The organism is Shewanella aquimarina (assembly GCF_023349185.1).
Classification (GTDB): Bacteria; Pseudomonadota; Gammaproteobacteria; order Enterobacterales; family Shewanellaceae; genus Shewanella; species Shewanella aquimarina.
This window is the reverse complement of the sequence record NZ_JAKIKY010000003.1, coordinates 138,803-159,029: the sequence shown is the minus strand read 5'-3', so window position 1 is coordinate 159,029 and position 20,227 is coordinate 138,803. Positions and strand designations below refer to the sequence as shown.

At 53.2% G+C, this 20,227-nt stretch carries 16 protein-coding genes and 5 tRNA genes; 16 read left to right on the top strand and 5 right to left on the bottom strand.

Features of this window, described 5'->3' with window-relative positions; translation table 11 throughout:
- The first annotated feature begins 149 nt into the window (after nt 1-149).
- The gene (queC, locus tag L2731_RS04895; RefSeq protein WP_249252094.1) at nt 150-833 is read left to right on the top strand and encodes a 7-cyano-7-deazaguanine synthase QueC; all 684 of its coding nucleotides are present in this window, start codon (nt 150-152) and stop codon (nt 831-833) included.
- A complete protein-coding gene (gene rrtA, locus L2731_RS04890; RefSeq protein ID WP_249252093.1) occupies nt 827-1,411 on the top strand; it encodes a rhombosortase in 585 nt (194 codons plus the stop codon). Before queC ends, rrtA begins: the two co-directional genes overlap by 7 nt.
- Nucleotides 1,412-1,536: 125 nt before the next feature.
- Here rrtA and uvrB read toward each other — a convergent pair whose 3' ends face one another.
- Nucleotides 1,537-3,555 carry an excinuclease ABC subunit UvrB gene (uvrB, locus tag L2731_RS04885; RefSeq protein WP_249252092.1) on the bottom strand — a complete coding sequence of 673 codons (2,019 nt, stop codon included), beginning with the start codon at nt 3,553-3,555 and terminating at the stop codon, nt 1,537-1,539.
- Between the two features lie 745 nt (nt 3,556-4,300).
- On the opposite strand from uvrB, the gene L2731_RS04880 reads away from it, so the two are divergent.
- The 14 genes from L2731_RS04880 to gloA all read left to right on the top strand — a co-directional run bounded on the left by L2731_RS04880 (nt 4,301) and on the right by gloA (nt 14,406).
- Nucleotides 4,301-4,376, top strand: a tRNA-Asn gene (locus tag L2731_RS04880).
- Between the two features lie 41 nt (nt 4,377-4,417).
- A tRNA-Asn gene (locus L2731_RS04875) sits at nt 4,418-4,493 on the top strand.
- Nucleotides 4,494-4,520: 27 nt separating this feature from the next.
- Nucleotides 4,521-4,596: transfer RNA gene (locus tag L2731_RS04870), tRNA-Asn, on the top strand.
- A gap of 24 nt (nt 4,597-4,620) precedes the next feature.
- Nucleotides 4,621-4,696: transfer RNA gene (locus tag L2731_RS04865), tRNA-Asn, on the top strand.
- Nucleotides 4,697-4,720: 24 nt separating this feature from the next.
- A tRNA-Asn gene (locus L2731_RS04860) sits at nt 4,721-4,796 on the top strand.
- Nucleotides 4,797-4,913: 117 nt separating this feature from the next.
- Nucleotides 4,914-6,842, top strand: a complete 1,929-nt coding sequence (locus tag L2731_RS04855) for an EAL domain-containing protein (protein WP_415837049.1) — start codon at nt 4,914-4,916, stop codon at nt 6,840-6,842.
- A gap of 83 nt (nt 6,843-6,925) precedes the next feature.
- Nucleotides 6,926-7,504, top strand: a complete 579-nt coding sequence (rsxA, locus tag L2731_RS04850) for an electron transport complex subunit RsxA (RefSeq protein ID WP_239850610.1) — start codon at nt 6,926-6,928, stop codon at nt 7,502-7,504.
- Nucleotides 7,505-7,506: 2 nt separating this feature from the next.
- Nucleotides 7,507-8,076, top strand: a complete 570-nt coding sequence (gene rsxB / locus L2731_RS04845; RefSeq protein ID WP_041511175.1) for an electron transport complex subunit RsxB — start codon at nt 7,507-7,509, stop codon at nt 8,074-8,076.
- The gene (gene rsxC / locus L2731_RS04840; RefSeq protein WP_249252089.1) at nt 8,070-10,535 is read left to right on the top strand and encodes an electron transport complex subunit RsxC; all 2,466 of its coding nucleotides are present in this window, start codon (nt 8,070-8,072) and stop codon (nt 10,533-10,535) included. Before rsxB ends, rsxC begins: the two co-directional genes overlap by 7 nt.
- Nucleotides 10,536-10,537: 2 nt before the next feature.
- Complete coding sequence (gene rsxD / locus L2731_RS04835; RefSeq protein ID WP_239850614.1) at nt 10,538-11,590, top strand: electron transport complex subunit RsxD; 1,053 nt, start codon at nt 10,538-10,540, stop codon at nt 11,588-11,590.
- Between the two features lie 20 nt (nt 11,591-11,610).
- Nucleotides 11,611-12,249, top strand: a complete 639-nt coding sequence (gene rsxG / locus L2731_RS04830) for an electron transport complex subunit RsxG (protein WP_239850615.1) — start codon at nt 11,611-11,613, stop codon at nt 12,247-12,249.
- On the top strand, nt 12,242-12,940 hold the full coding sequence (locus L2731_RS04825) for an electron transport complex subunit E (RefSeq protein ID WP_041511172.1): 699 nt from the start codon (nt 12,242-12,244) through the stop codon (nt 12,938-12,940). The genes rsxG and L2731_RS04825 overlap by 8 nt, the downstream gene beginning before the upstream one ends.
- A 3-nt stretch (nt 12,941-12,943) precedes the next feature.
- Nucleotides 12,944-13,585, top strand: coding sequence for an endonuclease III (gene nth, locus L2731_RS04820; RefSeq protein ID WP_249252088.1), 642 nt, complete (start codon nt 12,944-12,946; stop codon nt 13,583-13,585).
- 410 nt (nt 13,586-13,995) lie between these two features.
- Nucleotides 13,996-14,406, top strand: coding sequence for a lactoylglutathione lyase (gene gloA, locus L2731_RS04815; protein ID WP_249252087.1), 411 nt, complete (start codon nt 13,996-13,998; stop codon nt 14,404-14,406).
- A gap of 57 nt (nt 14,407-14,463) precedes the next feature.
- Here gloA and L2731_RS04810 read toward each other — a convergent pair whose 3' ends face one another.
- From L2731_RS04810 to ruvC, 4 genes are all read right to left on the bottom strand, one after another.
- Nucleotides 14,464-16,974, bottom strand: a complete 2,511-nt coding sequence (locus L2731_RS04810) for a TonB-dependent receptor plug domain-containing protein (RefSeq protein ID WP_249252086.1) — start codon at nt 16,972-16,974, stop codon at nt 14,464-14,466.
- A gap of 1,078 nt (nt 16,975-18,052) precedes the next feature.
- Nucleotides 18,053-19,066, bottom strand: coding sequence for a Holliday junction branch migration DNA helicase RuvB (ruvB, locus tag L2731_RS04805; protein WP_239850619.1), 1,014 nt, complete (start codon nt 19,064-19,066; stop codon nt 18,053-18,055).
- 19 nt (nt 19,067-19,085) lie between these two features.
- On the bottom strand, nt 19,086-19,703 hold the full coding sequence (gene ruvA / locus L2731_RS04800; RefSeq protein WP_239850621.1) for a Holliday junction branch migration protein RuvA: 618 nt from the start codon (nt 19,701-19,703) through the stop codon (nt 19,086-19,088).
- Nucleotides 19,700-20,221: a crossover junction endodeoxyribonuclease RuvC gene (gene ruvC / locus L2731_RS04795; RefSeq protein ID WP_249252085.1), complete on the bottom strand. Its 522-nt coding sequence runs from the start codon at nt 20,219-20,221 to the stop codon at nt 19,700-19,702. Before ruvC ends, ruvA begins: the two co-directional genes overlap by 4 nt.
- Between the last annotated feature and the right edge of the window lie 6 nt (nt 20,222-20,227).

Genomic DNA, 20,227 nt, shown 5'->3' with positions numbered 1-20,227 from the left:
AGATTTTGCCCCTACAAGCAAGTATAACCCCATTAATTCCCCAAGGTTTCACCAAATTGACCACCGGGAATGGCAATAGCGACAAGAAAATTTGCAAGGTCTCCACGGTCAGTTAAACTATCGACAAATTTTCTATCCGGACAGATTAAATGTCTAAAGCTGTTGTCGTGTTTAGTGGCGGACAAGATTCCACCACCTGTTTAATTCAAGCCCTGAATCAATACGATGAGGTGCACGCCGTTACTTTCGATTATGGTCAACGCCATAGCGAAGAGATTGCCACCGCCGCCAAGTTGGCCAAGGAACTCAAGGTTGCCAGCCACAAGATATTGGATGTGACTGTGCTGAACGAGCTGGCGATCTCCGCCCTCACCCGAGATGCCATTCCTGTCTCCAACGAATTGATGGATAACGGCCTGCCCAACACCTTCGTGCCTGGCCGTAACATACTGTTTCTCACCTTAGCCGGGATCTACGCCTATCAGTTGGGCGCCGATGCCGTGATCACAGGCGTATGCGAGACTGACTTCTCCGGTTATCCCGATTGCCGCGACCAGTTCATCAAGGCGATGCAGTCGGCATTGGAACATGGAATGGATCGCGAGCTTAAACTGGTCACCCCGCTAATGTGGCTCAATAAGGCCCAGACCTGGGCACTGGCCGACAAATACCACAGCCTGGAGCTGGTCAGAGACCAGACCCTCACCTGTTACAACGGCATCGTCGGCAGCGGCTGTGGCACCTGCCCCGCGTGTCTGCTTAGGGCCAAGGGGCTCGCGGACTACCTGGATGATAAAGTCGGTGTCATGGCCGAGCTGGATGCCAAATGTTAGGTCGGCTGACTTCGCGCGCCACCCCTTATGGCGTGGTGCTTGGGATCACTGTACTCTGCAGCCTGCTCTATTTTCTCCATCTAGACGCTACGCTTGCCTTTAGACGCAGTGCCATTGCCCATGGTGAGTGGTGGCGCCTAGTGACAGGCAATCTGCTGCATACCAATCACTGGCACCTATTGATGAATCTTGCCGGGCTCTGGGTGATCAGCTTTCTGCACGAGAACCACTACCGTGCGGCCAATTTTTCCCTGCTGTTTGCCCTGCTCTGTCTGCTGCAAGGATTGGGACTCTACTGGTTTTTCCCAACCTTAGGCGGTTATGTGGGCCTTAGCGGCATGCTTCATGGCCTATTTGCCTATGGTGCCCTCAAAGATATACAGATGAAGGTCCGCTCGGGCTACCTGCTATTCGCAGGCGTCTGCTTTAAGGTTGCCTACGAGCAGTATTACGGCGCCACGGATCAGATCACTAAGCTTATCGACGCCAGGGTCGCCACCGAGGCCCACCTGGTTGGGGTGATCGGCGGTGTGTTAGTTTTTCTGCTCTATCGTTTCATCAGAAAACTGGCGCGCTAAGGGACTTCTCACGACGGCTCCAAGGTTAATGACAATTAAGACAAGTTACGCCAAGCAGATTTAAGCGCTGGCAGATATAGAAAAGGCTCACCTAGGTGAGCCTTTTTCGTTTCTATGCGTTAGCACTAGGCCTTGATCAGCGCCTCTCGCAAGGCAAGCACCTCATCACGCAGTGCGGCGGCCTGTTCAAACTCCAGGTCTCTGGCATGTTGATGCATACGTTTCTCGAGTTCATCGATCTGATGGCTGAGGCTGGATGCATCTTGCTTGGCATAGGTAGTTCTGGACTCGGCCACCTTCTGGTATTTGGGCAATACCTTGGCGGTATGCTCGTTATGCTCACCCAGATCCATCACATCGGCGATCTTCTTCGAGACCCCTTTTGGCGTAATGCCATTGGCCAGGTTGAACTGGTGCTGCTTCTCTCGGCGTCGCTCAGTCTCGCCAATGGCCTTAGCCATGGATTTAGTTACGGTATCGGCGTAGAGGATCACCTTGCCATTCACGTTACGGGCGGCGCGGCCTATGGTCTGAATCAGTGAGCGTTCGGAGCGCAGGAAGCCCTCCTTGTCCGCGTCCAAGATGCACACCAGAGAGACCTCTGGCATATCCAGCCCCTCCCTGAGCAGGTTAATGCCGACCAGCACGTCGAACACCCCGAGGCGCAGATCGCGGATGATTTCTACCCGCTCGACCGTGTCGATGTCAGAGTGCAGATAACGTACCTTCACCCCATGCTCGTCCAGATACTCGGTGAGATCCTCTGCCATCCGCTTAGTAAGCGTGGTCACCAACACCCGCTCGTTCACGGCTACGCACTTGTTCGCCTCGGACAGCAGGTCGTCTACCTGTATCGCCACTGGGCGCACCTCGATCTCAGGATCCAACAGGCCTGTTGGGCGCACCACCTGCTCGGCAATCTCGCCGTCACTCTTGTCCAGCTCATACTGGGCCGGTGTCGCCGATACGAAGATGGTTTGAGGCATCAAGGATTCGAACTCTTCAAACTTGAGCGGACGATTATCCAGCGCCGAAGGCAGGCGGAAACCATACTCAACAAGGTTCATCTTGCGAGAACGGTCCCCCTTATACATGGCACCTATCTGGGGTACAGTCACATGGGACTCATCGAGGATCAACAGGCCATCGGCGGGTAGATAGTCCAGCAGGGTCGGCGGCCCCTCCCCCGGACGTCTGCCAGAGAGATAGCGCGAATAATTCTCGATGCCCGAGCAGTAGCCCAGCTCGGTCATCATCTCGATATCATATTGCACCCGCTCCGAGATCCGCTGGGCCTCGATCAGCTTATTATTGTCCAGCAGATACTGCTTGCGCTCCCTCAGTTCCTCCTTGATCTCCTCGGTGGCCGCCAGAATCTTCTCCCTGGGCGTCACATAGTGAGTCTTAGGATAGACGGTAGTACGGGCGATACGCTGCAGAATATGACCGGTTAAGGGATCGAACAGGCTGAGTCGGTCAATCTCATCGTCAAACAGCTCGACGCGAATCGCCTGCTTGTCAGATTCGGCGGGAAAGATATCGATCACCTCACCGCGCACCCTGAAGGTACCGCGATCGAGTTCGATATCGTTACGGGTATACTGCAGCTCACTCAGGCGCTGTAAGATCTCCCTTTGCCCCATGAAATCGCCCTGCCGAAGGTGCAGCAACATCTTCATATAGGACTCGGGGTCGCCAAGACCATAGATGGCCGACACAGAGGCGATCAACACCACGTCCCGGCGCTCCAGCAGCGCCTTGGTGGCCGACAGGCGCATCTGCTCGATATGCGCATTGACAGAGGCGTCCTTCTCGATGAAGGTGTTGGTCGAGGGCACATAGGCTTCGGGCTGGTAATAATCGTAATAGGAGACGAAATACTCCACGGCATTATGAGGAAAGAACTCCTTCATCTCGCCATAAAGCTGTGCCGCCAGGGTCTTATTGGGCGCCATGATGATGGTTGGGCGCTGCATCTGTTTGATAACGTTGGCAATGGTAAATGTCTTACCGGATCCCGTTACCCCAAGCAATGTCTGGCTTGCGAGCCCGGCATCCAGGCCGTCGACAAGCTGCTTGATCGCGCCCGGCTGATCGCCAGCCGGCGCATATTGTGAGACGAGATCGAACGCTGATTCACTCAATGGTGCACTCCTTTATAGCTGTGCACCTATCTTAAAGTACCCACAGCTATTAGCCAATTGAGAGCAGTCATTTTCTTCATCGAGGAAATTCACCTAACCGCCCCATAAATGTCATCACTTTGTCATGTAAGTTTTGTACAAGAGGGTAAATCCCACTCTATGTTCAAAAAACAGGCTAAAACGCACGCCTGTAGCCAATTTAATACACAAGTTAGGTACAAAAACACATTACATATCTGTAACGTCATACAGATTATTGCTCAAAGGGGCTTGATTTTTATAAGTCGTTGATAATTGGTGCCAATATTAAGATGCGCTAATTCTTGTCATTTTAAGTACAACCCGCAAGCTCACTGCGTTTGGCCGGTGATTTTATGCCTCACCCACAGGCTTATCCACAGATTTAGTGGATAACTCTCTCAACCTCAGGATAATCGCGGCTTTAACCCCTTTTATACATTGAGGCTTTTTTATCTTCCGAGATGAAATTTTACTACATTTGAAAACCCAGTCTTATAGCAAAGCAGGTTTGGCTGTCATATTGACTGAGTGCAAAACCTCAATAGCCGATAGATTTCAGCCAGATATGGCCGTTAAAGCATCAAAATGCACACTTAGCGATCACTATGTGCATTAGATGAGCACTTAACAGCATAATTACACTTTTTTTGCCAAGTCGAGTTGACTCATGTGTAAGAGCGATTTAATATGCGCTCCGTCTTCAACGACGAGTCGCTTACACGATTCCCCAGTAGTTCAGTCGGTAGAACGGCGGACTGTTAATCCGTATGTCACTGGTTCAAGTCCAGTCTGGGGAGCCAAAGCGTCAAATCTTAGAAGATGAGTTAGCAATATTAGATGTTCCCCTGTAGTTCAGTCGGTAGAACGGCGGACTGTTAATCCGTATGTCACTGGTTCGAGTCCAGTCTGGGGAGCCAAATATTGTTAACGATATAAGTATCAATTCCCCAGTAGTTCAGTCGGTAGAACGGCGGACTGTTAATCCGTATGTCACTGGTTCAAGTCCAGTCTGGGGAGCCACTTATATAATAGAGAAGTATCTACTCCCCTGTAGTTCAGTCGGTAGAACGGCGGACTGTTAATCCGTATGTCACTGGTTCAAGTCCAGTCTGGGGAGCCACTTCACTATATTATCTCTTTCGATTCCCCAGTAGTTCAGTCGGTAGAACGGCGGACTGTTAATCCGTATGTCACTGGTTCAAGTCCAGTCTGGGGAGCCACCTTCTTTAAGTTTCCTCTTCCGCGTTATCCTAAAAAAAGTCATCAACCATAAAGCGTTAGACTATCTGTTTCAAATTTAGCTAGAATGGGCAGTCGATCATCTTAGGTTACTTTTTATGGGCGTGGGAAAATCTATACATCTATTGCTGATTACGGCTTGTCTTGCCTTGGCGGCGCTGGCATATCTCAACCAGCGACAAGAAGTCGCCGCAATAGCCGACATCCAGCTAAAGGAGTATCAGGCCGATCCCGTTTGGCAACAGCCCCTGCCCGACCAAGGCCAAGCACTCTTTAATCTGCTCAATAAAAAGTATGAGTTACAGTTCTTCCAATATGTGCACCAGTTGGACGGCAGCCTCAACTATACCCATGGCCAACTCATTACCTCAGACACAGATCTCGCGACCGTGCTCTTTAATCAGCCAAGGGATAACACCCGAGCGCTGCCCCAAGGCCGCTTACAGGTCAAACTATCGAGCCGCACTATTGCAAATGACGCCCTCAATCATTATATCCAGCTCCTAATCTGGATAGTCGGCGGCTATCTGGCACTGGCGATACTCTTTACCCTCTTAATGGCCAGACAGAAACGCACCATAGGTCATGCGGTCGATGCCTTGGACGGCTTCGCCGAACTTAAATTTGATGCCATCGCCCACTCTCGTTTTCACGGCGAGCTTAAACCCTTAGGCAAGGCACTCGAACACTGTCGTGTCGCGCTGAATGATAAATTCGCCCAATTACAGCAGCATAACGAGCAGCTCAATCGTGAGGCTTACCAGGACCCGGTGACTCTATTTGGCACCCGACCTAAGTTTACCGAGAAGCTCGACGCCCTCGCAAAACCAGGCAAGGCGCGCATCGGCCTGATGGCGATGATCAAGGCCACGGAACTGGGCCATGTTAACCAGAGCCAGGGACGCGCCGCTGGCGATGACTATCTAGCCGGTGTCGCCACCTGTATCCGTAAGGCGCTACAGGGCATGCCTAACATTGAGGCGTTTAGGATCAGCAGCGCCGATTTCGCCGTCTTTATACCGGATCTGGTATTAAAGGATGCCCAGCAACCACTGGAAAAGTTAAAGGCCCAATTTGATGAGTACCAGCAAGGCAGCGATCTCGAGTCGGTCGCCTACATAGGCTTAGTTCCCTATGAGCAGGGTGGCGATGCCCTATCCTTGGTCTATATTGCCGACGCCGCCGTCAGCATCGCCCAGACCCTTGGACCTAACAGCTATCATGTGCAGGAGAAGCTCAGCGATGAGGAGCTGGTTGGGGATTCTCACTGGAAACTGGCCATCGAAGATATCATCAAGCGCCGCGCCATCAAGTTTCACGCCCAGGATATTCAACCCTGCCGCGGCGCCGATAACGTCTATAGTGAACTGCTGTCTCGCTTCTACAGTAGTGAGGGCAAATTTCTCCCTACTGGCACGGTTATCGCCATGGCCGAGCGCCACGGCCTGAGCATTGAGCTGGACAAGATCATCATCTTGAGCACTCTTCGCCTGCTGCTCGACACCCCCACCTTCACCGGCGCCCTGGGCATTAACATCAGTACTGCTTCGGTCAACCAACCGGCCTTTACCGCCTGGCTGAAAGATATCTTTGTGCGACAGCGTCAGCTCGCCTCGCGTCTGGTGCTGGAGGTTAATGAGGCAGGAATGCAGGCCAATATCCGTCAGGCCCATAAATTTGTGCGCGACATGCATAGCGTCGGCGCGCGGGTGTCTGTCGAACACTTCGGCATGGGCTTTACCTCTTTTAAGTTCTTCAAGGAGGTCAGGCCGGACTTTATTAAACTCGATGGCAGCTATTCACAGGGGATCGACACAGATTCCAACAATCGTTTCTTCGTTAAGATGATTGTCGATGTCGCCCGTAAGCAGTCGGTTAGAGTCATAGCATCTAGCATCGAGCGTCAGGAAGAGAAGTTTGCCCTGGAGCAACTTTTGGTGGATGGCCTTCAGGGTTATTACATCGCTAAGCCTAAACCATTCACCGTAAAGGATGAACAATCTGCGCGCAGTCAGACGGCGGGATAAATAATCCCTTCATTCTTTGTGTTGTTTATCACGGCCGAAAGGCCGATAATAGCCCGTAAATTAGATATAGATAACCCATTGAGATGAGCGAATATCTCCTCCTATTGGTCGGCACAGTGCTGGTCAACAACTTTGTATTAGTTAAATTTCTTGGCCTCTGCCCCTTTATGGGGGTATCGAGTAAGTTGGAGTCGGCTATCGGCATGTCGATGGCCACCACCTTCGTACTCACCCTTGCCTCTATCCTGAGTTATCTGGTCGACACCTATCTGTTGACCCCCTTCGATCTCAGCTATCTGCGCACCATGGCCTTCATCTTGGTTATCGCCGTCGTGGTGCAATTTACCGAGATGCTGGTACAGAAAACCAGCGCCGCGCTACACAGGGCCCTGGGGATCTACCTGCCGCTGATCACCACCAACTGCGCCGTACTGGGTGTGGCGCTGCTCAACGTCAACGAGAAGCACGACTTTATCGAGTCGGCCATCTATGGTTTCGGCGCCGCAGTCGGTTTCTCTATCGTACTCATCCTCTTCTCCGCCATGCGCGAGCGTCTGGCCGCCGCAGATGTGCCGGCCCCCTTCAAGGGTGGCGCCATCGCGATGATCACCGCAGGCCTGATGTCGCTGGGCTTCATGGGATTCACAGGTTTGGTTAATTAAGCATGAGCCAAGTTATTATTGCCATCATCCTATTAGGATTACTCGCCCTCGCCTTCGGCGCGCTGCTAGGTTACGCCGCCGAAAAGTTCAAGGTCGAAGGTGACCCCATTATCGATCAGGCCGAGGCCCTGCTGCCGCAAACCCAATGCGGTCAATGCGGCTATCCGGGCTGTCGCCCCTACGCCGAGGCGATCGCCAACGGCGAGAAGATCAACAAGTGCCCACCAGGCGGCACCGCCACCATGGAAAAACTTGCCGAGCTGATGGGTGTCGACCCCGAGCCGCTCACCGCCTCTGCCGAGACCCAAGTAAAGAAGGTCGCCTTTATTCGTGAAGATGAGTGTATCGGCTGTACAAAATGCATTCAGGCCTGTCCGGTCGACGCCATCCTAGGCACAGGCAAACAGATGCACACGGTGATCACAGATTACTGCACGGGCTGCGATCTCTGCGTCGAGCCCTGCCCGGTCGATTGTATCGACATGATCCCCGTAGGCGAAACATTACACAACTGGAGCTGGCAGCTCAATGCCATACCTGTGGTCAATATTAGCGAGGAATCTAAGTGTTAACCTTGTTAGAACAGATAGATAAAGGCACACTCTGGCGTATTCCCGGCGGTATTCATCCACCCGAGCATAAATCGCTTTCTAACCAGAGTGAGATAGCCAGACTCCCCCTTGCGGATCACTATCTGGTTCCCGTCCCGGGTGTCGGTGAGAACTGTACCTTGGCCGTCAAGGCTGGCGACACAGTGACCAAGGGGCAGCCGCTCACACTCGGCGAAGGTTTTCGCTATCTGCCGGTGCACGCCCCCGCATCGGGCAAGGTGATCGCCATCGAAGCGCGCGCCAGCAACCACGCCTCAGCGTTGCCCGTGCTGACCTGTGTGATTGAAAACGATCATCAGGAGCAGTGGATCGACACAGTTCATGCGCCGCTCAGTCCAGAACAGGTGGCACAGATGGACAATGATGCCATCATCAGCCGCGTGCAGGCAGCTGGCATCGCGGGTCTCGGCGGTGCGGCCTTCCCGACCCATATCAAGCTCAAACCTGTCAGCGATATCGAGCTGTTGATCATCAACGGCGTCGAGTGTGAACCCTATATCACCTCTGACGACAAGTTGATGCAGGAAGCCTGCGATGAAATCGTCCGCGGCATAGCGATCATCCACCAGTTACTCGGGCCCAAGCGCATCATTGTCGCCATCGAAGACAATAAGCCCCAGGCCATAGAGCAGATGAGCCATGCCCTCAACCGCAGCCAGCTACCGAGTCACTGCGCGCGAGTGAGTAAGATCCCAACTCTCTACCCGTCGGGCGGCGAGAAGCAACTGATCCAGATTTTAACCGGACAGGAGGTGCCATCGGGCGCCATTCCGGCAAACCTGGGAATTCTGGTGCAGAACGTCGGCACCGCCTACAGCATTACCCAGGCCGTCTACCGCAACATGCCGCTTATTGAGCGCGTGGTGACCCTGACCGGCCAGAATATCGCTAAACCCGGTAACTACTGGGTGCCTATCGGCACCCCCGTCGAGCATCTGCTCGCCGCCGCGCAGTTTAAAGGCGATGAAAATTCGCCGGTGATCATCGGCGGTCCCATGATGGGTTACATGCTGCCGAATGTCGCGGCGCCCATTACCAAGGGCACCAACTGTGTCTTGCTTCCGAGCGAGCAAGAGGTTGCACCGCCGAGTCCGGAGCAGCCCTGCATCCGCTGCGGCGAGTGTGCCCAGGCCTGTCCGGCGCAACTGCTGCCCCAGCAACTGTTTTGGCATGCCAAGGCTCAGGAATATGACAAGGCTGCTAGTTATAATCTGCGTGACTGCATCGAGTGTGGCTGCTGCAGCTATGTCTGCCCAAGCGATATCCCTCTAGTGGAATACTATCGCGTCGCCAAATCGGCGCTACGCCAGGAGGCCGAGGAGAAGAAACAGGCGGAGCTCGCCAAGCAAAGGTTCGACTCCCGTACCCTGCGTCTAGAACAGGAAAAACAGGCGCGAGAAGAGAAAGCCAAGCAGGCTGCCGAACGCCGCAAGGCACAGATGACAGGGTCAGATAAAGACGCCGTCGCCGCTGCCATGGCAAGGATTAAGGCCAAGAAAGCCGCGCAAGAACAAGATCAGGTGCCAGCGACCACCAATATTGATGACGGCAAGGGCGCAACAAAACCACAAGATAAGGTTGCCGCGGCAATAGCACGCGCCAAGGCTAAGAAGGCGGCGCAAAAGGCCAAGTCTGAAGCACCAGCCTCAACAGAACCGACTGAGTCGCACCAGCAAGCTACGACCGCAAATACTGGCGAAGCGGCCGCGATGAGTCAGAAAGATAAAGTTGCCGCCGCCATCGCCCGTGCCAAAGCAAAGAAGGCCGCACAAAATTCGGCTGAAGTATCTGAGGCCAGCCAAGGCGCCACTCAGGACGAAGTTCAAAACCTTGGTCAAGACGCCCAAGAAACTGCGCCCTTAAGCCAGAAGGAGAAGGTTGCCGCGGCCATTGCCCGCGCCAAGGCGAAGAAGGCGGCCCAGGCAGAATCGGCACACGAGGCTCCACCACAAGAAGATGCAGAGGGCGAGCAAACAGCAACAAAAGCGTCAACGCCTAACGCCACAGAAACTGAGGCGAGTAGCCCCGAAGCGATCAAGAAGGCTAAGATCGCCGCCGCGGTTGCTAAGGCCAAAGCCAAGAAGGCTCAGCAAGCAAACAGCGAAGAGCAAGTAGCTGAACCCGTCGCGACCGACGAACAAGCGGTTCAAGCAGTCCCTGCAGACGATCCTGGGGCCATCAAGAAGGCAAAAATCGCTGCTGCAGTCGAAAAGGCCAAGGCTAAAAAAGCCCAACAGGAAAAGACTGGCAAAGAAGTAGCTGAACAGGCCGCATCTGACGAACAAGCGATTCAAGAAGCACCCGTTGAGGATGCCGAAGCAATCAAGAAGGCAAAAATAGCCGCAGCGGTTGCCAAGGCCAAGGCGAAGAAGCTGGCCAAAGCCCAGGCAGAGAACCCAAACAATGAGCACAAGGATTAATCATGGCATTTAAGTTGGCCTCATCGCCACACCTGTCCACCAAGGCACAAACTCGCGGCCTGATGTTTAAGGTCATGCTGTGCGCCCTGCCCGGCGTGCTGGCTCAGTGCTACTTCTTTGGCTGGGGAACCCTGATCCAGATAGCCTTGGCCATCGCTATCGCGATAGCCACAGAAGCGGCGGTATTGAAGCTGCGCGCACGTCCGGTCGGTAAGACCATCAGCGACAACAGCGCGGCCCTCACAGGCCTCTTGATAGGCGTTGCAATCCCTGCGATGGCGCCCTGGTGGATAGCCGGCATCGGCGTGGTGTTTGCCATCTTAGTGGTCAAACAACTCTATGGCGGCCTGGGCAACAACATCTTTAACCCCGCCATGGCGGCCTATGTGATGCTGCTTATCTCCTTCCCGGTGCAGATGACCAGCTGGGTTGCGCCGAGTGGCGCGGCGCTGAATGACCTAGGATTCTTGCAAAGCCTGAGTATCATCTTTCAGGGAGCCGACGCCGAGCAGATCCTCGCCTACCGCGCCGGTATCGATGGCGTAACCATGGCCACGCCACTGGATGCGGTCAAGACTGGCCTGTCTACCGGTTTAACCTTGGATGAGATCCTCGCTAAGGCAAGCTTCAGTGATGGCTTTGGTATCGGCTGGGCGGTGATCAACCTGGCCTACCTGGCTGGCGGTCTGGTGATGCTCAAGCTTAAACTGATCCGCTGGCAGATCAGCACCGCCATCTTAGCGAGTCTGTTTGTCTGCGCCAGTATCGGCTATCTGCTGAGCCCCGACACGCACATGGGCCCGCTGCTGCATCTGTTCTCCGGCGCCACCATGTTAGCGGCCTTCTTTATCGCCACCGATCCGGTTACCGCCGCAACCAGTACTCGTGGGCGACTGATCTTCGGTGCGCTGATTGGCCTGCTGGTCTATCTGATCCGCAGCTTCGGCGGCTATCCTGATGCCTTTGCCTTTGCCGTACTATTGGCTAACCTGTGCGCACCCTTTATCGATTATTATGTCAAACCCCGAGCCTACGGCCACAGAGCAAGCCGCTAAGCCCACGGCAGGAGTATGAAGTGAAACGTTCTATCGTCAAAAATGCTAGCTTACTGGGTTTATTCGCCCTCCTGTGTACCGCCTTGGTGGCCCTGGTTAACCAGTCAACCTTCGAGCGGATCAAGCAGCAACAAGATCTCGAACTCATGAGAACCTTGCATCAGATCATCCCTGATGAAATACATGACAACGCACTCATAGAGCACTGTATCCTGATCCAGGACGCCGACGTACTGGGAGTCGATGAACCCCTGCCCGCCTACATCGCTAGCCAAGGCGGCGAGCCCGTGGCCATCGCCATGGAAACGGTCGCGCCAGATGGCTATAACGGCCAAATCAAACTGGTCGTCGCCATCGATGTCAAAGGTGAGGTTCTGGGCGTGCGTACCCTCAACCATAACGAAACGCCTGGCCTTGGCGATAAGATAGATCTTCGTAAGTCTCCCTGGGTATTGAGCTTTAAGGGTCAGAGTATTCAAGGTGAACAAGACAAGCGTTGGGCGGTAAAGAAAGATGGCGGTCAATTCGATCAGTTTACCGGCGCGACCATCACCCCCAGAGCCTACGTCGGCGCGGTTAAACGCACCCTGCGCTATTTTAATGCCAACAAGCAGACACTGCTAAGCCGCCCTGCCAATTGTGAGGTGCAATATGAGTAACTATCGTGATATCGCCTGGCAAGGATTGTGGAAGAATAATCCGGGCCTAGTCCAGCTCCTGGGCTTGTGTCCACTGCTCGCAGTCACCGCTACCCTGACCAACGCCATCGGCCTTGGGTTAGCCACGCTTGTTGTGCTGGTCGGCTCCAACGTGCTGGTCTCCCTGGTGCGAGAGTTTGTGCCTAAGGAGATCCGCATTCCCGTATTTGTGATGATCATCGCCGCCCTGGTGACCTGTGTGCAGCTATTGATCAACGCCTACGCCTACGGACTATATCTATCACTTGGGATCTTCTTGCCCCTTATCGTCACCAACTGCGTCATCATAGGGCGCGCCGAGGCCTTTGCCTCACGTAACAACGTGGTTAAAGCAGCCTTTGATGGCCTGATGATGGGACTGGGCTTCACCCTAGTACTTATGCTGCTCGGGGCTTGTCGTGAGATCCTCGGCCAAGGCACGCTATTTGATGGCGCCGACCTACTGCTCGGTGACTGGGCCAAGGGATTAACGATTCACCTATGGCAGGTGGATACCAACTTCCTGCTGGCGATGCTGCCACCCGGCGCCTTTATCGCCATGGGCTTCCTCATTGCCATCAAGAACATGATCGACAAGCAGCTCGAGGCACGTAAACCGGCCCCAGAGGCTGCCCCAGCAGTGACCCGCGCACGCATTACCAAGGTGAGTTAAGTTATGAATACCGAAAAGCGTCGTAAGATCCTGGAGATCTTTCGCGATAACAACCCTAAACCAGAAACGGAACTTAACTTCTCCTCCCCCTTCGAGCTGCTGGTTGCCGTCACCCTGTCGGCCCAGGCTACGGACGTGAGCGTCAACAAAGCCACCGACAAGCTGTTTCCCGTCGCAAATACCGCCCAAGCCATCTATGATCTGGGCGTCGAGGGACTCAAAGACTATATCAAGACCATAGGCCTGTATAACAACAAGGCTATCAACGTCATCAAGGCCTGCGAGATCTTGCTGGAGAAACATGGCGGTGAGGTGCCCGAAGACAGAGAGGCTCTGGAGGCTTTGCCGGGAGTGGGTCGTAAGACGGCCAACGTGGTGTTAAACACCGCCTTCGGCTGGCCGACCATCGCCGTCGATACCCACATCTTTCGCGTCGCCAATCGCACCAAGTTTGCCATGGGCAAGAACGTGGATCAGGTGGAACAGAAGATGCTAAAGGTTGTGCCTGCCGAGTTTAAGGTGGATGTTCACCACTGGTTTATTCTCCACGGGCGTTATACCTGTGTCGCCCGCAAGCCAAGATGTGGCAGTTGCCTGATTGAAGACCTCTGTGAGTATAAAGAGAAGGTCTATCCGGACGAATAAGCCTTCTGGTCTTGGTAAGCGCTAGCAGCACCAAGGCGAGATAAATACCTAAGCTCAAATATAAAAAAGCCGCAGAAGCGGCTTTTTTTGTACGACTCTACTGCCAAATCAGGCAGACGAATTAAAACATGCTCATAAAGAACACAGATAGAAACAGTGCTATGGTGACCGTAAGTCCTAGGGCCATTTTTAGTTCGGTTGGCATCGACAGCTCCTCTAATAACCAGGCTCAATTATCCCAGCCGCCCGGGTTAACACCAGTGACATCACCCCATTCTGTGACAAGGATCATGACGATTTACGCCTGTTTTATCCTACCTTTCACGGGATAAGCAAACCGATAGCACAGATTTAAAAGGCGGATAAATAAGGTATACTTGGGCCTAGCATTTTCCTAAAAAGAGGTCCTTATGGCACAACTTTTACATACCATGCTGAGAGTCGGCGATCTCGATCGTAGCATACATTTTTACACCGAAATCTTGGGCATGAAGCTACTGCGCAAGTCTGAAAACCCAGAGTACCGCTATACCCTGGCTTTCGTTGGCTTCGACGAAGAGGCGACTGGCGCCGCGGTGGTTGAGCTCACCTACAACTGGGACACAGACAAGTACGATCTCGGCAGCGGCTTTGGCCATCTGGCGATTGGCGAAGAGGATATCTACAGCCGCTGTGCAGCCATCGAAGCCGCGGGCGGTAAGGTGACCCGCCAGCCAGGCCCCGTCGCCGGCGGCACCACAGAGATCGCCTTCGTTGAAGACCCTGATGGCTACAAGATAGAGTTCATTCAGATGAGATCTGCCCAGCAGGGTTTAGGCTAATCGTTAAACTTGCATAAAAAAAGCGCCCTAGGGCGCTTTTTTAATTCCAATTGCTCGTTAGAACTTAACGGTTACACCGCCGTAGATCTGACGACCGATAGTGTCGTAAACCTCAGGCACTGTGCCCGCCTCGTTGCCGCTGGCCACCATCACAGGCTTCTCATCGGTGAAGTTCTTCACGCCCAGGCTAGCGGTAATGCTGTCGTTGATGTGGTACATACCAGAGATGTTGTGGTACAGCACAGAGTCAACCGCATCACCATAGTTGATGTCGTCCATCTCACCGATATAACGGTTAGAGTACATCACACTCCAGTCACCCTGGCCAGCCTTCACGCTAAAGTTATTCTTCACTTTAGCATAGCCACCGAACATGCCGCCGATGGTGCCAGTGTAGTCGATGCCATCCTGCTCAAACTCAAGCAGGTAGGTCAGATCGTTGCTGATGCTCCAATCTAAGCCAAGGCCCTCAAAACGGTAAGCCAGGTTAAAGTCGACACCACTCGTGTCTTGATAGCCCACGTTGGTCAGCGGGTTGGTTAAGTTTTCCAGGTTACCGTCTGGCGTGATACCGAAGGTCTCACAGGCAGTGGTATCTCCGGCGTGACAGGCATTTAGACCCGCCTGAACGTCCAGACGCGAGATGGCATCTGTGATCTTAAAGCGCCAGTAATCCAAGGTCAGCGACATGCCATCGATATAGCTTGGCGAGTAGACAAGACCTGCAGTGTAAGACTCAGACGATTCCGCCTTCAGATCGGGATCTGAGGTGTAGTTCACCAAAATCTGTGGGTCCTGCTCGTTACCCCAAGGATCGTCCAGGTAGTCGTATGAACCCACGTTACCGCCATACAGCTCGCTCACGTTTGGCGCACGGAAACCGGTAGCCGCCACGGCGCGTAGCATAAGGTCGTCGGTCGCCTCATAGGTCAAACCTATCTTCCAGGTCGATGCGTTACCAAAGGTAGAGTAGTCATCGAAACGCAGCGCAAAATCACCGGTTAGCTTGTCGGTGAATGGTACGCTCACCTCTTGATACACAGAGATCACGCTGTAGCTACCATCGGTAGGATCTTGCTGCGCCGCCGTGCCTTCACCGGCGACGATCACAGGGTCGGGATTGTAGTAACCGCTGTCATGACGGTATTCGGCGCCGATCGCATAAGCGACAGGGCCCGCTTCCAGGTCGAAGGCTTCACCGCTGATCACACCAGAGACGATGTGCTGCTCGTTACCGCCCGTGGTGGACTCAAGGTAGCTGATGTCGTCAATGATGGCTTGAGACAGTGGGTCGCCGCTGAACCAGGCATCCTGGTTGTCGTAGACAGACTGTTCCATGTTCTTGGCATTGATAGAGTTATGAACCCAGGTTTCCGCCTTGTTCTTACCATAGGTGTAAGAGAGATCCCAGGCGATACCCGTATGAACATCAAACTCACCGGCTAGACCGGCAGATACGCGTAGGGTATCTGTGTCTTGCTCATAGATACGGTTACCGGCATCTGTGGTTCTTCTGCGGTATTCCACACGGCCTTGATCGTCAGGGGCGATACCGCCGGCAATCATCTCGTCGGTTAGCGTGATGCAGTTACCTGTTGAACTTGGCGTACACACATCCAACATCACAGAGGCCGGCTGAGCCGCCATCATCTGCTCTGATTGGCGCTTGGTGTATAAGAGATCACCAGTAAAGACGATGTCGTTAACCAGTTCTTGCGTCGCATTGGCGAAGAAACTGTAACGCTCATTTGGCGTCTGCAGCCAGCTATCCTGGGTATAGTCATAACCCTCGGTGCGATCGACCCAATTACCATTCTCATCCTGCACCTTACCGCCTAGCGAGCCGGTTGGGATAAAGCTACTAGCGCCCTTCTCCACCCAGTCGCGATCTTTTTGCATCACGCCGCCACGGTCCGAATAGGCCACACCAAAGGTGTAGTTACCACCATCGGTATTGAAACCATAGAGTGCACTGATCTCGACATTTTCACCGTCACCCTTGTCGGTGGCGCCGCCATTGATGTCTAGCTGGAAGCCTTCGAAATCTTTCTTAGTGATGATGTTAACCACACCTGCAATGGCGTCGGAACCATACACCGCGGAGGCGCCATCTTTCAGGATCTCCACACGAGCGATCATCGCCACTGGGATGGTGTTGAGATCCACGGCACTGTCTGCACCCGAACCTGAGTTCACCATGCGGCGGCCATTTAACAGTACCAAGGTACGGCTCGCCCCCATACCACGTAGATCCACCTGGGCGACACCGTCGGCACCATTGTTAGTGGTAGAGCCTACTGCCATACCCGCCATGGCAGGTTGCGCCTGTAGGATCTCATCGACCGAATTGTAACCCTCGGCGCGAATGGCACTGGCGTCGATAACGGTAACAGGTGAAGCCGTTTCCATGTCTTGACGTTGAATGCGTGAACCCGTTACCGCGATACGTTCAAAAGAGGCACTTTCTTCGGCAGCAACGGCATTGTTGGCAACAAAATATCCGCTGGTCGACACTGTCGCAATTAAACTTAATTTAACTGCCGCAGCTAATCTGCTTGTTTTAATCATGTAGGTCTACTCCCTAATTCAATTTTTATTCGGCGCCGTTCTTTTATTTATTCAACGCTCGATTCGATACTCCCCTTTCACCCCAAATGCGTCAATCCACCAATTTATTAACCAATGAAAAATAAACGTTAATACAAAGTATTATTTAAGTAACAACGCAAGTTTAATATTTCACCCGAGAGAGTGAATAAGCATTCACCTGGTTTAATTAGCTAGAAAATTTGATCCGAGCCAGTGTTTTACTCGGCAAGAGTTGCAACACAATCACAACGCACACAAAAGACAAAAGTGTGATCATCAACACAAAAGAACGGTCTAAACACTTGTTTCAATCTGGCGTTTTTACCCAGCAGGCACATAAACACGCCACCATTAACAAATCCGCCGACCTGAGCCTTAAATGAATAAGGATGCTGAGCGATGATTAGACTTGCTTGTTACAATATTTTACAAACGTGCAGAAAAACAGCGTTAGTCAATTTATCTCTCTACCTAGTTTCCACGCCACAGCATTAAATCAATTACTGACTTAACGCATTTAATTTTAACGAGTAACCAAGTGCGGAATTAATAAAATGGATATAAATCAAGACTCAATTTAAATACACTCAATCTTTGTGGAGAATTAACAAAATCACTAACAATTATACTTATTAAATTATATAAGTGTAACGCTTTGCATCATTTAATCCTTTAACAGGAACTCTTTTAGCTTAAATTTTAAACGAAATAATTCTGAAATAGGATTCAGGAATAGCTAGACAGCAACTGACTCGAATCGTCGGCCTGATTGCATAGAAATTCGAGTGCGTCCACAGCAACGACAGAACGACAGCAGCAAGATCATGACGCTCACGGCACACCCATGAAGACGTTATATTAGCGTCTCAGATTGAAGGCTTTGATTGAAGGCGTTGATTGAAAGCTTTGATTAAATGTTCAGACAGGGAGGTACTGGGTAGACAGCAAAACAGTCGTATGTAGAGCCAGTAGGTGAAAACAAAAAAGCGCAGTCTTTCGACCACGCTTTTTAACGCTCAACTCAATAATGTGAAGATAATAGCCGTTCGCCTAGCGATTATTCCGGCTGGATCAGGTTGAAGTGCTGATAGGCTCTGGCGGTGGCAATACGTCCTCTTGGGGTGCGCTGGATGAAGCCTTGCTGGATCAGGAAGGGTTCGAGCACATCTTCTATGGTTTCGCGCTCCTCGCCGATGGCGGCTGCCAGGTTGTCCAGGCCCACAGGGCCGCCCATAAATTTATCTATGATGGCCAGCAGCAACTTGCGGTCCATATAGTCGAAGCCTTCGACATCCACATCCAGCATATCCAAGGCGCTCTCGGCGACCACCTTGTTAACCTCGCCGTCATGCTTCACCTCGGCGTAGTCTCGCACCCGTCTGAGCAGGCGGTTGGCGATACGCGGGGTGCCACGAGAGCGCCTGGCCACTTCCACGGCCCCCTCTTGATCTATGGGCAACTCCAACACCTTAGCCGAACGAGCCACGATACTGCTGAGATCTTTAACATTATAAAACTCGAGACGCAGGGGGATGCCAAAACGGGCACGCAGCGGCGAGGTTAGCGCACCAGCGCGGGTTGTTGCGCCGATCAGGGTGAAAGGAGGCAGCTCTAGCTTAATGGAGCGCGCCGCCGGCCCCTCGCCGATCATGATATCCAGCTGATAATCTTCCATCGCCGGGTAGAGGATCTCCTCCACCACGGGGCTTAATCTGTGGATCTCATCGATAAAGAGTACGTCACCTGCCTCGAGGTTGGTCAGCAGCGCAGCCAGATCACCCGCCTTCTCCAGCACAGGCCCTGAGGTGGACTTGATGTTAACACCCATCTCGTTGGCCACGATCATGGCCAGCGTCGTCTTACCCAGGCCTGGAGGCCCGTAGATCAACATGTGATCTAAGGCTTCGCCCCGTTTCTGCGCCGCCTCGATAAACACCTTAAGCTGGGCCCTGGTATCGTCCTGACCCGTATATTCATCCAGCAGCTTAGGCCGCATGGCCCTATCTATCTGCTCATCCCGTTCCTCAGTGCCCTGAGGCTGGGCGTGAACTAACCTATCGGCTTCAATCATCTATTTCTCACTCTGGGCGCTAGAGCATCGATTTCAGCGATGCCTTGATCAAGGTTTCCGAATCCATGCCCTCTTCGAAGACACTGGAGACCGCCTTACTGGCTTGTGCAGGTTTATATCCTAACGCCAAAAGCGCCGAGATGGCATCTTCTTCGGCGGTGTTGACCACAGGCACAGGAGTATAGTTCGACTGCAGCACAAACTCGCGCTCGTTACCGTGGGACGCTTCCATCAGGCTCTTGAGCTTGTCACGCATCTCAACCAGCAAGCGCTCGGCGGTTTTCTTGCCGACACCCGGCAGCTTCACCAGAGTGGCGATGTCGTCGTGTTCAACGCACTTAACAAATTCGGCCGCCGTCATGCCTGAGAGTATGGTGAGCGCCAGCTTGGGGCCGACACCATTGGTCTTGATAAGCAGCCTAAAGAGCGCCCTTTCCTGCTTGCTCATGAAACCATAAAGCAGCTGAGCATCTTCTCGCACCACGAAATGGGTGTAGATCACCGCCTCTTGGTTTAATTCCGGCAATTCATAAAAACTGGTGAGCGGCATCTGCACCTCATAGCCGACACCAGCGGTTTCGATCAGCACCTCGGGCGCCTGCTTCTCGACGAGTAATCCCCGTAAACGACCTATCATCTATATCTTCCGTAAGTTCTCGCGCTAGCCTTACCGCCCATAGCGATCAGGCTCTGATATGTGTGGAAATGGCACAGGGCAACCCCCAAGGCATCGGCCGCATCGGCCTGTGGGGCAGCGGGCAATTTCAGGATCTGTTGCACCATGTGCTGTACCTGACTCTTCTGCGCCCGTCCCGTGCCGACCACTGCATTCTTGATCTGGGTCGCCGAATACTCGGCCACCGGCAGATCGGCATTGGTGGCGGCCACTATAGCGGCTCCGCGTGCCTGGCCGAGCTTTAATGCCGAATCGGCATTCTTGGCCAGAAACACCCGCTCGATGGCAAATTCATCCGGCTGGTATTGGCGGATGATCTCACTGATCCCGTCGAATATCACCTTAAGACGGGCGGGCAGATCATCCGATTGGGTGCGAATACAGCCACTGCCCAGGTAGATCTGCTGCCTGCCCTGACACTGGATCACCCCATAACCTGTGATACGCGAGCCGGGATCCACCCCCAAGATTATTGGCATCGCCTG